Source organism: Parabacteroides johnsonii DSM 18315, from assembly GCF_025151045.1.
Taxonomy (GTDB): Bacteria; Bacteroidota; Bacteroidia; order Bacteroidales; family Tannerellaceae; genus Parabacteroides; species Parabacteroides johnsonii.
Genome location: NZ_CP102285.1, coordinates 2,369,463 through 2,383,282 on the forward strand (window position 1 = coordinate 2,369,463; position 13,820 = coordinate 2,383,282).

Here is a 13,820-nt window from a genome sequence, read left to right on the forward strand (position 1 = left end):
AAACACACAATATGAAACGAGCTTTACTTATCTGGGCAGCGATGGCTTGCATGGCTGTTCATTCGGTTCCGGCACAGGACGCTACGGTAAATAAAATCATCGAAATCGGTCAAACGGATAATCAGGTGATGGATCATTTAGATATACTCACCAACCGCATCGGCGGCCGCGTGATCGGCTCGAACGCATACGACAATGCAGTCGATTGGGTGTCTTCCAAGTTTAAGGAATGGGGATTGGAAGTTGAACTGCAAGAGGCCGGTACGCTACCGGTCGGCTTCAACCGGGGGCCGTGGTTCGGCAAGCTATTAGGAGAGAACGGGATGGAACTACACTTCGTCACTCCCTCCTACACTGCCGGGACAAAGGGGGTTCAACGTGGACACGTCTTACAAGAACCGCTTACCCAAAGCGAATTCGACCGTATAAAAGGACAACTCAAAGGGGCTTGGGTGCTGATTAACGGAAAGAATGTCGGCTGGCCGGTCGACCGTTCCGCTAAAGGCGATTCCATACGCGCCACCATCATTGCCGAAAACAATGAAACGGCCCAAAAGAACTACCAGATCATGGAGGATAACTGGCGCAACAATACCGACAACCCGCTGCTGCCATTGAAAGAGGATGTCCCGGCCTTGTTCTACAAACAGATGTGCGAAGCCGGTGTATTAGGCTTTATCCAGTCGGCGACAGTTCCGCTCAGAGCGCTCTATGACAGGACAATCATGAACGACCCGACTTTCACCTTCGACAATCTGCCGGACGTCTGCGACATCAAGTTGGACGAGCACCAATATGCGACCATCAAGCAGATGGTAAAGGAACGCCGTACCTTCTTCCTTGAATTCGATATCCGCAACCATTTCCGTATGGGGCCGGTGAAATACTATAATGTGATCGGTAAAATCAAAGGCACCCAATACCCGGACGAGTATGTGATGGCAAGCGGCCATCTGGATGCGTTCGACGTGGCGACGGGTGGTGTGGACTGCGGTTCCGGCATCACTCCGGTGATGGAAGCGGCCCGCATGATCATGAAATCCGGTGCGAAGCCTAAACGGACGATGTTATTCTGTGCTTTTGCTGGCGAAGAATTCGGATTGTTAGGTTCTACAGCCTGGGTGAAAGCCAATAAAGATAAGTTAGATAAAATCTCCAACTTGTTCAACCGCGACGGAGGCCCGACACCTCCCGTCGGACTCAATGTTCCGAAAGCGATGTATCAGGACTTCGTGAAGATATGCGCGCCCGTCAAGAAGATCCGCCTCGACTATCCGTTCGAAGTGAAAGAAGCCGGCCCGTTCACTAAACCTGCCAAACCTGCCGGTACGGATGCATCCGTTTTTGCTGTCGAAGCAGTCCCGGCCATCGCCTTCAACGAAAAGGACATCAAAGGATACAACTTCAACTACGGTGAGATCTGGCACACCGAACGCGACACTTACAGCAAAAGCATCCCGGAATATCAGGAGCATGCCGCCACCGTAATCGCGATCGTGACGTTAGGAGTGGCCAACCTGGATCATTTGCTGTCGAGGGAAGGCTTGTACAAATAGTTACTTTCGCTTAATCCGAAAGTAACCGATATTTTTTGTACCTTTGCACACTCATAAGCAAATTAATAGGTATAGAAGATATGATAACGGTTAACAATCTGGACGTACAGTTCGGAAAACGTATCCTGTTCCAGGATGTCAATATGAAGTTTACACCGGGCAATTGCTACGGTATCATCGGAGCTAATGGCGCCGGCAAATCAACATTCCTCCGTGTTATCAGCAAGCAGCTGGACCCTACACGAGGAACGGTATCTTTAGGACCGGGTGAACGTCTTTCCGTATTGAGCCAGGACCACTTCGCATTCGACGAATATACCGTAATGGACACGGTGTTGATGGGACACACCACCCTTTGGGAGGTGATGAGCGAGAAAAACGCCTTGTATGCAAAGCCTGATTTCAGCGATGCCGACGGTATCCGCGTATCGGAACTGGAAGAAAAATTCGCCGAAATGGAAGGCTGGAATGCCGAAAGCGATGCGGCTGCCCTATTGAGTGGCTTGGGTATCACGGAAGAATTCCACTACACGCTGATGAAGGACATGAGCGGTAAGCAAAAAGTACGTGTCCTGCTGGCACGCGCCCTCTTCGGACAACCCGACAACCTGTTGCTGGACGAGCCTACCAACGACCTCGACCTTGAAACCGTTATGTGGCTTGAAAACTATCTGGCAAACTTCGAGCACACAGTGTTGGTTGTCAGCCACGACCGCCACTTCCTCGACTCTGTTTGTACCCATACGGTAGATATCGACTTCGGCAAACTGCAAATGTTCGCCGGAAACTACAGCTTCTGGTACGAATCCAGCCAGTTAGCACTTCGCCAGCAGCAGAACCAGAATAAGAAAGCGGAAGAGAAGAAGAAAGAATTGGAAGAGTTCATCCGTCGTTTCAGTGCCAACGTAGCGAAGTCCAAACAGACGACCAGTCGCAAAAAGATGTTGGAGAAACTAAACATCGAAGAAATCAAGCCGTCTTCACGACGCTATCCGGGTATCCTGTTCACGCCCAACCGCGAACCGGGCAACCAGATATTGGAAGTAAAGGGGCTGACAAAGTCCATCGACGGCAAAGTCCTGTTCCAGGATTTGAACTTCAATGTGGAAAAAGACGACAAGATCGTATTCATCAGTCACGACCCGCGTGCGATGACCGCCCTTTTCCAGATCATCAACGGAGAAGAAAAGGCCGATGCCGGAACGTATCAGTGGGGACAAACCATCACGACGACCTATCTGCCACTCGACAACTCCAAATATTTCAATTCGGATTACAACCTGATCGATTGGCTGAGTCAGTTCTCACCCGACACCAACGAAGTCTTCCTGAAAGGCTTCCTCGGACGTATGCTGTTTTCCGGCGAAGAGCTGTTGAAAAAAGTAGGGGTACTTTCCGGAGGTGAAAAGATGCGTTGTATGATCTCCCGCATGATGTTGACAGATGCCAACTGCATCATCCTCGACACGCCGACCAACCACCTGGACTTGGAATCCATCCAGGCATTCAACAACACGTTACAGTCATTCAAAGGAAACGTCTTGTTCTCCAGCCATGACCACGAGTTCATTCAAACGGTTGCCAACCGCATCATCGAGCTGACTCCGAATGGTATCATCGATCGTATAATGGAATACGACGATTATATTACTGATCCGAAGGTTGCCGAGCTGAGAGAAAAGCTTTATAAATAATGTAATGAAGAAAAGAATTCTCTTCCTCCTTGCCCTATTTTTCATCTGGTTGCCACTTTTGGCGGTCCAGAAGCCAGTGTTTCTGCTGTACCACCATGCCTTAGCGAGCGGATGCTCGCTAAGCGATTACCTTAAGGTAATTACACACGGGTTGCTGTTGGACTGTACGATGGCCGGCTATCTGACGGCATTGCCTTTGCTGATGACACTCGTTTCGATATGGTTGCCGGGGACTTTTTATAAGAAGCTGCTAAAAGGATATTTCGGGATCATGGCGGTATTGATCGCGGCGATCTTCTCTGTAGATGTGGCTTTATACGGCTATTGGGGGTTCAGGCTGGATGCAACTCTTTTCTTCTATCTTCAATCGCCCAAAGATGCAATGGCAAGCGTACCGCTGGGACAGTTCTTTGCTCAATTGGGGATGTTCGTCGTATATGCTTCCGGGATATATTGGGTGTTGAAGAAGTGTATCGTTCCACTCTTCCCTGAAACACAGGTACGGAAACGACTGAGCGGCAGTCTTGTCGTCCTATTATCGGGAGGAATACTCTTTATTCCAATACGGGGAGGCGTAACAACTTCGACGGCCAACGTTGGAATGGTGTATTTCAGCCAGAACCAGTTCCTCAACCATTCGGCCATCAATCCTTGTTTCAGCCTGATCGCTTCGCTTAGCAAGCAACAGGATTTTGCGGCACAGTTCAATTTCTTCCCGGAAGAGGAAAGGAAGGAAGTAATGGAAACCTTGTCCTCGTCCCCCCGTACCGGGTACGGAAACGAGGAAGACTCCATGAAACCGCAGACCCTTCTCAATACCTCTCGGCCGAATATATTGATTATCCTGATGGAAAGTTTCTCGGCAAACGCGGTCGGAGCTGTCGGTGGAGATTCCGTCATTACGCCTAACCTGAACCGGTTAAGTCGGGAAGGAGTGCTTTTTACGAATATGTATGCCAATTCATTCCGAACAGACAGAGGAATCGTTTCAGTGTTAAACGGGTACCTGGCACAGCCTACCACTTCCATTATGAAGTATCCGGCAAAAAGTCAAACGCTCCCCTCTATCGCCAAGAGCCTGACAAACGAAGGATATATTGCCAATATGCTTTATGGCGGAGACATCAACTTCACCAATATGCAGAGTTATTTCTTCGGCTCCGGTTATAGCCGGATCACGGCAGACCGTGATTTTCCGATCACCAGCCGCCTGAGTAAATGGGGAGCGAACGACGATATTACATTCCGCAACCTGTACGAAGACATCAAAAGCCGGGACAACCAAGTCCCCTGGCTGACTACTTTCCTGACATTAAGTAGCCATGAGCCGTTTGAAGTTCCTTATCACCGATTGGATGAAATGGGACTATATCCGAACTCGGTTGCTTTCACGGACAGTTGTATCGGCCACTTCATAGAAAAATTGAAAGAGCTGCCTGTGTGGAAGAATACGCTGGTTATTTTCGTTTCCGACCACGGATATCCTTATCCGAAAGATGTGACGGGCTATGAGCCCCGCCGCTATCATATCCCGATGCTCTGGATCGGCGGTGCGGTGAAAGAACCCGTCGTGATTGACAAACTTGCCAACCAGACGGATCTTGCCGCCACTTTGTTGAACCAGTTAGGGATCGATCACGACGCTTTTACTTTCAGCCGGAACATCCTAAGTCCCGATTACCCGGAATATGCTTTCTATACTTATTCCAACGGGTTCGGATTTATTGACAGTACAGGTATCTCCGTCTATGACAACGAAGGGAAAAAAACTCTGATCGAAACACCCCGCGAAGGCAGTGACCTACGACTTCGCAAAGGAAAGGCACTCCTTCAAACCTTGTATGACGATTTAGGGAACCGATAACCTTCCCTGTCGGAAGGTGTGTCAATTACTCCTCTTGCTTCTCTTCCGTCAACAGTCTGCCATCATCATCCCAGGTACGCCAAATACCGATCTTCTTTCCTTTGGTATAGAACATCTCGAAACGGAGGACGCCTTTGTCGTTCCATACCCGCCAAGGGCCGTCCTTCTGCCCCTCTTTATAGGAAGCGATACCGGTCAGTTGTCCAGCTTCGTTATACGTGCGCCACTCTCCATGGAAAATACCGTGATAGTAAGAACGGACTTCCGCGATCTTACCGTCGGGATAATAAATCACATACGTTCCTTCGGGGCGACCGTCTTTGAGGAAAAGTTCCATCTTCAACATACCGTCGTCATAAAACTCGGTATAACGGCCAGTGTAAGGAGTCGTTTGAGACTCGTCCGTATAATACTGGCCTTCGCTAAGGAACAAGTCCTGCGCCTGGATCGCCAGGGCAGAACTTGCCAATAATGTCGATGTCAATAATAATCTCTTTATCATCTTTTTTTAATATTCAGTGTTCTGCGGGTCCCAGTTTGTCCAACCGGCTGTCCAATCGTTCGTACCGTCAAAAGCCCCTTTGTAGGTTACTTTCTCGAAGAAGTTGTTGTTCAGGACTTCGTCGATAAATTCAGCTCCCTGTACAGCAGAAGCGATGACGGAAGAATAGTCACCGTCTTTTGAGATAATCTCGTTGGTCGTTGCCAAAGTCGTATTGTTGCCAGCTCGGTTGAAGAAATTCTCGCTTACTTTTTCATCATCATAGAAATTCTTCCACATACCGGCGAAAATGACGTTCTTCACAGCGATACCGTCGTTTGCCGTACCTTTCTTATCCGTTGCACGAAGTCCGTAAGGCCATCCTGTGAATACGGAATTGTAGACGTTCAGGCTCGAATTACGGCGCAGGTGCATAGCAGCCTGGAATTTACCACCCTTGGCACCATTGGCGGCATCGGCAGTCTTTGCCTCTACCTCTGCCTGTGTCATATCAGATACTTTTCCATAGAACGGACCGATCAAGGTTACATTTGAGAAGATCGGCTTCGTCAGCGGAGTGTTGGAGGAGCCGCTTGCATCATTATCGGATTCGAAGCCGTTAGAGTCGGAAGTATCAGCGATATCCTTGTCACGTACGCTCAACAGGAACTGCAAGTTACCGGTATAGCCATAATCGGTGTCAAAATCATCGTCCCAGCCTTTGTAAGCCACCAAGTGCTTGGCATTGACCGTCCCACCGAACCATTCATACGAATCGTCATTGGAATAAGACACCTGTACGAACTCCACTTCCGTACCGCTACCTACCCCTCCGAATGTCAAACCGTTGATCTCCTTGTCCGGCTCCAAAGGATAACCGGCAAATTCGATGCGGACATATTTTAGCTTACCGGAACTCTCACCGTTAAATTCATCGGAGGTCGTATTACCATATTCCGTTCCGGGTCCACCTTCTATAACCGGTCTTTTTGTCTGGTTCACACGGGCGTTGCCACAGATAATCAAACCACCCCAGTCACCAGTCACACGCTTGCCCGGCTCTTTATCGGAAGTAAAGACGATCGGTTTGTCGACTGTACCTTCAGCCATGATCTTTGCACCCGGTTCTATAATCAAAGAGGCGGCCTTTTCACCGGAAGAGACGGACACACCTTTGATAACCGTTCCGGCTTCGATTGTCAACGTAGCCCCCGGCTTTACATAAACAAAGCCTTTCAGATAGTTCTTATCAGCAGCATTCAGCGTAAGATCGGAAGTAATTTCACCTTCAAGGATCACCTCTTTGGAAGAGGGGGCACTATTGGAAACAGTCACGGCGCAAGTAGCCGTCTTCTCACCATCCTTAGTCGTAGCAGTGATCGTGGCAGTACCCTCGGCAACCCCAGTCACCTTACCGGCATCTACCGTTGCCACCTTTTCATCAGAGGAACTCCATGTTATCGTTTTGTCCGTTGCATCTTCCGGAGTAATCGTGGCGGACAATGTCACCGACTCGCCCACCTTGACAGTTGCAGTCGCAGGACTTACGGCAACAGCCGACACGGCTATGGTGCCAACGGGCTTGTCGTCTTCGCTACAAGACACCGTTCCAAACATAACGGCCAATGCACATACAGAGGCCCAACCTTTCAATAGAAATCTGTTCATAATAATCACATTTTGTTTGTAATAGAGATATATTCCAATTCACTTTAAAACTTGAGGGAGACACCGACGTTAATATCCACTCCTGGACGGTAGCTGCGCACCAACTGTTCCCGTTCACGCTTGCCCCCGTTCTCATCCGCCAGCTTCACGAACTGCTTGTATTCGATTTTAGAATTCAGCATATCCTGGATTCCCGCTTTGATCTCGACCACCTTGCCTATCTTCTTCGAGAAGGTCAGGTCCAGAGAGTTACGAGGCATCTCGTATATGTCGGGAATATCTTCATTCTGGTTCTGCATCGGAACACCGACCGATTCGATACGCTTCCCTATACGGTTATAAAGAAGCGAGGCTGAGATTCCTTTGTCGTCGTGCTGATAAAACAGGCCGGCATTCACCAAGTAAGGAGATTGTCCCGCCAACGGCCGGTCACGTTCGGGTGCTCCTTCCTCAAAGCGGACACGGCTATGAATATAGGCGGCATTGCAAACCAAGCTCAACCCTCTCAGTCCGATGAAGTCGAGGCTTTTCTTCACATCCAACTCAATACCGAACGTCTCGGCATTCTTCGCATTGTGGTAGGTATATTGCAGACCGGAACCCGCCTCGTTATAGGTTTCCTCGATCGGGTCCTTGAACCGCTTGTAAAAAGCCCCGACCGTTATCATCTCGCCGGATGCCGGATAGAACTCATAACGCACATCCAAGTTGTCCGCATACGCATTTTTCAATCCGGTATTACCGACGATATTCGCATCTCGTTCGAAGTTGAAATACACATACGGCACCACCTCGCGGAACTCCGGCCGGTTGACCGAGCGACCGTAAGCGGCACGCACAAGATGTTTCGCAGACAGGTTGTAGGAGACATTGACGGAAGGAAAGAAATCGGCCGTCCGGTTATCCAAATGGACAGGAGTCGTACCGTCCGAACTGTAGCCATCCATTTTCAGGTTATAGTATTCCATGCGGACACCGATATTTGCATTCAACGCCTCCCCATAGTTCAGTTTGGCAGAAACATAAGCAGCTCCCAGGATATTTTCGGAAGTATAAGAGTCGCTGTTCGTCGTCGTCTCACGCATCCATATCCGGTCTGCCGAAATGTTTTCATCACTGAACAATCCCGTATAATCCCAGTCAGCATACCGGTCATACCCTTTTCCCAAGAGGTTGTAGCCAAACCGGCGGGCATCGAACGCACGGCTCTTGTATTCTCCATAGACACCACCGTTAAGAACAGGGGCGAACTTGTCGGAGACAGTGAACTTATGTTCATAATTGGCGGCAAGCGAGACACTATGGTCTTTCAGATCCTGATAATAACGCATCGGGTCGGAGACGTAATAGTTCGGCAAGTCCGTCTTCGCCTCGTCAAGGATGGAGTTCACGATCTTACGGTCCGGCTCCCGATAAGACGCAAAGGCATAGCCCGCGGTCCAGTCCACTTTGCCAGTATTCTCCTGCAACGTATGCGTACCGCCGAGCTGTCCTGAGTAGGTAGTACGTCCGGTATAAAGGGATTCCCATTTGCGGATCGCCTTGTCGGAATAGTAGTTCATTCCTTCCCGTTGTGTCAAGGCGGAAACACCACGCTGGCTGAAGAAGTTACGGAACTCGTACTTATGGTTACCTTTCATAAACGACCAGTTGAACAAGGCTCCCAACTTGGAAATATTCTTATAGCGGACATCGTTGTACTCAAAACGTGGACGTGAGGCATCGTTCGCCACATCGTAGGCGATATAGTTGTTATTCACCGTCTCCGAATAGTCGTACCCCGTACTCCAATTCACATTCGTGATATTCCCGATTCTCCAGTCGCCTACATCGTACGAACGGTGCGAAGTGAGCGATATCTTTTGGTCCGGGACGGCCGTGAACCGATTGATTCCCCACCGCTGGTTGATCCGGCGTGTGAAGGCTGCGGCTTCCTCTGTCGAATAATCCCCTAAATGAGAAGGGAAAGAAGAGGGCAGACTCCGCAGTCCGGCTCCAAAACCGAGATAATCTTTCCAGTTCCCGTCTGTCAGCTGGAAACTCCGGAAAGTGGCATTCGTATTGAATCCCATCTGGTAAGAGACGTTGAAAGTATTCCCGTCCGGTATATTTTTGGTCATCACTTGTACGAAACCACCGGAGAAATCGGCCGGCAGTTCAGCAGACGGACTTTTGTAGACCATCATATTGTCAATCAGCGAAGAAGGAAGTACATCGAACGAGAACGCCCGGCTGTCCGTCTCGCTCGAAGGAGTAGTCGCCTTGTTCAGCCAGACATTATTATATCGTTGCGCCAGCCCTCGGACCACCACAAACCGGTCATCCACAATCGTAAGCCCCGGAATACGGCGCAACACCTCGGCGGCATCGCTATCCTGTGTCTTGCCGATCTGCTGGGCTGAAATGCCGCTTACGACCGGCAGGCTGTTTCGTAGCGTATTGATAATGGCGGTTTCCGTCCCTAACTTCCGCTGTGCTACAACCACCACGTTCTGAAGTTGCAGGTCGGCATCCGACAGTTCGATCCTCAGCACTGATTCCTGGTGTGCTTTCACCACGACGTCTCGGATAGTTTCCGATTTATAAGAGACATAAGAAGCGACGACCGTATATTTTCCCGGTTTGACATTCTCTATACGGAAGTTCCCCTCCACATCGGCAATCGCTCCCACCGTAGTCCCTTCGATCACGACCGAAGCACCGATCAGCGCATCTTTAAATTTAGCATCCGACACCGTTCCGCAGATAACACCCGTCTGCGCCCAGGCAGACAGCGAAAGAAAACTTCCTAACAACAAAAGAAAGAACCTCTTCACATATCCTGTTTCACACTTGTTTCCCATTCCTTACTACTTGTTACATTTATTTGCCGGCAAAAGTAGAAGGGGCGTATTGCAGGAAGATGTAAACAGGATTACATTGTAAAAACGATTATTACAATCCGTTTACAACTAAATATTTGTTACATTTGTGCCACATATCATTAATATGGACACGAATTATTTAATATATGAAGGACATTAAAATCTATCCGAAAGATTGGTTGCAGTTGCACCCTTATAAGCAGTCAGATCCGACTGACCTCTATTATACTAATATTGCAAACCGTATTTACGGAATGTTGGAAGAGACGAATCTCGCCTATTCTTTCGAGAAGAACGAGGTGAAGCAGATCAGCATACGTATGGCCGCCTATTTCGAAGACGTGATTTCCGGCCTGAATATTTGGCGCTCGTTCATTACGGAGCACAAAGCCCTGTACGGCAAATACCTGCCGTTCTACACGCCTGATGATCATTATTATGATGACGAAGTCAACTACGAAGACATCCGGTTCCTACTCTGGCATTACACACAGCAGTACCACGGCCTTGCCAACAGTACGTTCGTCGGTCCCGACAATGCGGCAAACGGCGAGACAGCCAGCCTGATCTATCAGATGTTCTGCGAAGAATGGACAACTGCCCCGGAGAACGAACGGATGCAACAGCTTTTTGCTCCGGAAACCCGCTATGAGGATAAAGACAAATACTTGAATTTGCTCTATTGGTTCCATTACCAATCTTACCTATTTACCGATTCACTACAGGAACTGACGGATACAGTCAAGGAATATTGGGAACAGGCGAAAGAACAGAACGAGCAGTACATCATGGCCATCCATAAGGCTTTGGCACATATTTCCAAAAGTGCATTCCTGGCCTATACCTCCCCCAAATGGCTTTCGTTGATCCTTCCGGCAGACCATCCGGATCACAGCCTGTTCGTTAAAGAAGGTGAAGAGGCACAAGCGTTCACAGAACCAATGTCCGAAGAGAGCAAGAAAAAGCTGGCCGAGCATTTCGAAAAATTTACGGCAGCAGCAGATGGCAAAGCGCTCCTTTATTTCCAAAACAAGCAGGAATTCTTAGATTTCCTGACGAAGGCCGGTATCGAGATGGAAGGGGTGGAAGGCGATACTGCCTCCCGGAAATTTGCCGTTTATGCCACTCCGACAGAAGGTCTGCAAGTCCTGACCTCCGGCGTCAAGTATATCAAAGACGAAAACAATCCTTTCTACGATCAGAAAGAGGCGGAAGACCAAGGTATATCCTTCTTCATGATCCGGCAATGCAGACCGTATCTGCTGAGAATATTGGAAGAAAAAGGCATGTTAGCCGATGCACAGGCGAAGAGCCTGCTCGGCGAGGAACGCAGCAAGGCGATCGTTCATGAGAACTGGGAGTTCTTGATGCGGTATTTCCTTCGGGAATATTGATTGTTACTTTTGGCTTGATCCAAAAGTAACCAAAAGATCAAGGCTTAAGTTGCTTCGCTACTCCGTTCCCTCCGTTCGCTGTCGCGTCTGAAACTCGCTTCGCTCAAACAGCAGACACTCCGGACGATCACTGCGATCACTGCGCTTGACGCTCACCAGCTTAGGCCGGAAATAGAGCCTGACGACTCTTTGGAGATGGCCGATACCGCCTGCCTCTTTGTGATCCCGCATCAAGTGCGGGAACGGGCTTGTCCCCGTGCCCCGCACAGGGCCGCAAAAGAACAGTCGGCATCGGCCATCCTAAGAGAAAGCGCAGCTTTCTAAGAGAGGCCTAAGCGGAGGGGCGTCAAGCAGAGGGCAAAGGCGGAGCGTCCGGAGTCTGCGCTGTCTGAGCGAAGCGAGTTTCGCAGGCGACAGCGGAGTCTTTGGCCGAAGTAGCCCAGACGGTTAAGCCTTGAACTTTTGGTTACTTTTCTTTCAAGAGAAAAGTAACAATCAATATCGGTCAGCCGGATACCGAATCCCCAACTGCCTGCGTACCTCATCGATGATTTCCAGTGTGATCAGGGAATGTTCGTGACTGTTAATTCCAGACTGGCGTTTGCGGGACAGAACCAGATCGATAAACTCTGCCACCTCATAATAATATTCATCCTTGTCCGTCACGGCACTTATATCCTGATGTTCGGCAGAGGGACCTTTACCGGAAGCAGCTGCCAGACGAGGCGTATATTTCACCTCTCCGATTATATTGATCCGGTCGAGTGTTATGTTTCCCTCTTCCCCCTGTATCTCCGTGGGCAGGGAAGAATTAGCTATCTTAGAATAGAGGACGGTCGCATTCATCCCTTCGTATTCGAAATTGACAGCTCCCTGTCCATCCGCTCCGGACGAAAGGACAATCCCGGAAGCATCGATCTTTTTTGGGCGTCCGAACAAAACGACCATCGGATAAACGGTATAAATCCCGATATCCATCATCGCCCCGTTCGACAGTTCCGGTCTGAAGGCATTCAGTACGACTCCTTCCTTAAACTTATCATAACGGGAAGAATACTGGCAATAGCAGGAAAAATAACGCCGTATCGTTCCCAAGCGTCCTAAGTTCTCCAGCACAGACCGGAAATTCGGGGTAAGGGTCGGTTTCATTGCCTCCATCAGCGTAACATCATATTCCTCCGAGGCAGCGACCATCTCCCTCACTTCCCGTGCATTCGAAGCGAAAGGTTTCTCACAGAGCACATGCTTTCCATGTTTCATACACAAAATACTCTGCTCCGCATGAAGGAAATTAGGCGATGCGATATACACGGCATCGATCAACGGACTTTCCGCCATCTCTTCCAGAGAGGTGAAAGTATAAGGTATCTGATGTTTGACGGCAAAGGCATCTGCCGTTTCCTGCTTGCGGGAATAAACAGCAACCAATTCAAAACGGTTGTCCTGCCGCGCCCCAGCAATCACCCAGTCGGTTATAAAATTAGTTCCGACTACTCCAAAACGTACTTTTCCGGTATATTTTTCCATATATTCCATTTCTTGTCAACATAATATTAATGTATCTCCCTCTATCGAAAGTTCGGGAACCTTGTCCGTAATACTCAAAGTCAGGCAATAGGGAACAGCCTCCTCGAGGTGGTTCGCTTTCAGACGTCCCATATGATCCGTCGTCTCCAGATAAGCAAACAGATCCTCCTTGTTACTCGTCCACATATCACGGGCAATCACGGCAGCATCACTGCCCATTTCATACAGGCCGGTATTCAGTAACACATCCGTCAAAGCTCCGCCAAAAAGCGTATCTTCTATATTCACCTTATCCTGCCATCCGGAACAGAGCACGACCACATCCCGCTTATGACGGACACAGTAACCGGCCACCGCCTGCAAATTAATGAAAGCTCCCGTTATCACCCGGAAAGCGGCTCTGGCGATCGTGATCGCACGCGTGCCGTTGGTCGTGGTGAACACAATATCTTTCCCAAACACCTTTTCCGACGTATAATCGAACGGGGAATTCCCGAAATCGGCAAACTCACATCGCTTCACATTCCGTTCCGCTCCGACCAGCCAGCCTTTTGCCTTATATGCCTCGGCCTCTTCGACAGTTGCGACCGGGCGAATGCTACTAACTCCATTACTAAAAGCGGCGGCCATCGTCGTCGTCGCACGAAACACATCCACGACCACCACGATAGCTTCCGGATTATGATAGACCGGATATAATACCGGTGAAAAACAAACATCTATTTTCATATCAAACGATTATTATCCCTACAAAAATACGGGAGATTTTAAA

General features: G+C 49.2%; 9 protein-coding genes. 4 read left to right on the plus strand and 5 right to left on the minus strand.

Translation table 11 applies throughout. From position 1 onward, the window contains the following. The first annotated feature begins 11 nt into the window (after nt 1-11). From NQ564_RS09765 to NQ564_RS09775, 3 genes are all read left to right on the plus strand, one after another. Complete coding sequence (locus NQ564_RS09765) at nt 12-1,556, plus strand: M28 family metallopeptidase (protein WP_129650068.1); 1,545 nt, start codon at nt 12-14, stop codon at nt 1,554-1,556. A gap of 80 nt (nt 1,557-1,636) precedes the next feature. Continuing rightward, nucleotides 1,637-3,250 (plus strand): ABC-F family ATP-binding cassette domain-containing protein, encoded by a 1,614-nt coding sequence (locus tag NQ564_RS09770; RefSeq protein WP_008155269.1) that lies wholly within the window; start codon nt 1,637-1,639, stop codon nt 3,248-3,250. A gap of 4 nt (nt 3,251-3,254) precedes the next feature. Next, nucleotides 3,255-5,114, plus strand: coding sequence for an LTA synthase family protein (locus NQ564_RS09775; protein WP_008150624.1), 1,860 nt, complete (start codon nt 3,255-3,257; stop codon nt 5,112-5,114). 25 nt (nt 5,115-5,139) lie between these two features. Here NQ564_RS09775 and NQ564_RS09780 read toward each other — a convergent pair whose 3' ends face one another. Genes NQ564_RS09780 through NQ564_RS09790 form a run of 3 tightly spaced genes read right to left on the minus strand, consistent with a single transcriptional unit; the run spans nt 5,140 to nt 10,106 of the window. Beyond that, nucleotides 5,140-5,616, minus strand: a complete 477-nt coding sequence (locus tag NQ564_RS09780; RefSeq protein WP_008150626.1) for a toxin-antitoxin system YwqK family antitoxin — start codon at nt 5,614-5,616, stop codon at nt 5,140-5,142. 6 nt (nt 5,617-5,622) lie between these two features. Beyond that, nucleotides 5,623-7,263: an Ig-like domain-containing protein gene (locus tag NQ564_RS09785; protein ID WP_008150627.1), complete on the minus strand. Its 1,641-nt coding sequence runs from the start codon at nt 7,261-7,263 to the stop codon at nt 5,623-5,625. A gap of 44 nt (nt 7,264-7,307) precedes the next feature. After that, on the minus strand, nt 7,308-10,106 hold the full coding sequence (locus NQ564_RS09790; RefSeq protein WP_021861975.1) for a TonB-dependent receptor: 2,799 nt from the start codon (nt 10,104-10,106) through the stop codon (nt 7,308-7,310). 167 nt (nt 10,107-10,273) lie between these two features. On the opposite strand from NQ564_RS09790, the gene NQ564_RS09795 reads away from it, so the two are divergent. Next, nucleotides 10,274-11,521, plus strand: coding sequence for a DUF3843 family protein (locus NQ564_RS09795; protein ID WP_008150632.1), 1,248 nt, complete (start codon nt 10,274-10,276; stop codon nt 11,519-11,521). A gap of 495 nt (nt 11,522-12,016) precedes the next feature. On the opposite strand, the gene NQ564_RS09800 is transcribed toward NQ564_RS09795, so the two are convergent. Together NQ564_RS09800 and NQ564_RS09805 are read right to left on the minus strand one after the other, a co-directional pair. Next, the gene (locus NQ564_RS09800) at nt 12,017-13,057 is read right to left on the minus strand and encodes a Gfo/Idh/MocA family protein (protein WP_008150635.1); all 1,041 of its coding nucleotides are present in this window, start codon (nt 13,055-13,057) and stop codon (nt 12,017-12,019) included. Between the two features lie 6 nt (nt 13,058-13,063). Next, nucleotides 13,064-13,777: a 2-phosphosulfolactate phosphatase gene (locus NQ564_RS09805; protein WP_008150637.1), complete on the minus strand. Its 714-nt coding sequence runs from the start codon at nt 13,775-13,777 to the stop codon at nt 13,064-13,066. Nucleotides 13,778-13,820 lie beyond the last annotated feature (43 nt).

Excerpts from the sequence above, each read along its gene's own strand:
- NQ564_RS09780 (WP_008150626.1), bottom strand. The coding sequence starts at position 5,616 with ATGATAAAGAGATTATTATTGACATCGACATTATTGGCAAGTTCTGCC.
- NQ564_RS09775 (WP_008150624.1), top strand. The coding sequence starts at position 3,255 with ATGAAGAAAAGAATTCTCTTCCTCCTTGCCCTATTTTTCATCTGGTTG.
- NQ564_RS09790 (WP_021861975.1), bottom strand. The coding sequence starts at position 10,106 with ATGGGAAACAAGTGTGAAACAGGATATGTGAAGAGGTTCTTTCTTTTG.
- NQ564_RS09785 (WP_008150627.1), bottom strand. The coding sequence starts at position 7,263 with ATGAACAGATTTCTATTGAAAGGTTGGGCCTCTGTATGTGCATTGGCC.
- NQ564_RS09765 (WP_129650068.1), top strand. The coding sequence starts at position 12 with ATGAAACGAGCTTTACTTATCTGGGCAGCGATGGCTTGCATGGCTGTT.
- NQ564_RS09770 (WP_008155269.1), top strand. The coding sequence starts at position 1,637 with ATGATAACGGTTAACAATCTGGACGTACAGTTCGGAAAACGTATCCTG.
- NQ564_RS09795 (WP_008150632.1), top strand. The coding sequence starts at position 10,274 with ATGAAGGACATTAAAATCTATCCGAAAGATTGGTTGCAGTTGCACCCT.
- NQ564_RS09805 (WP_008150637.1), bottom strand. The coding sequence starts at position 13,777 with ATGAAAATAGATGTTTGTTTTTCACCGGTATTATATCCGGTCTATCAT.
- NQ564_RS09800 (WP_008150635.1), bottom strand. The coding sequence starts at position 13,057 with ATGGAATATATGGAAAAATATACCGGAAAAGTACGTTTTGGAGTAGTC.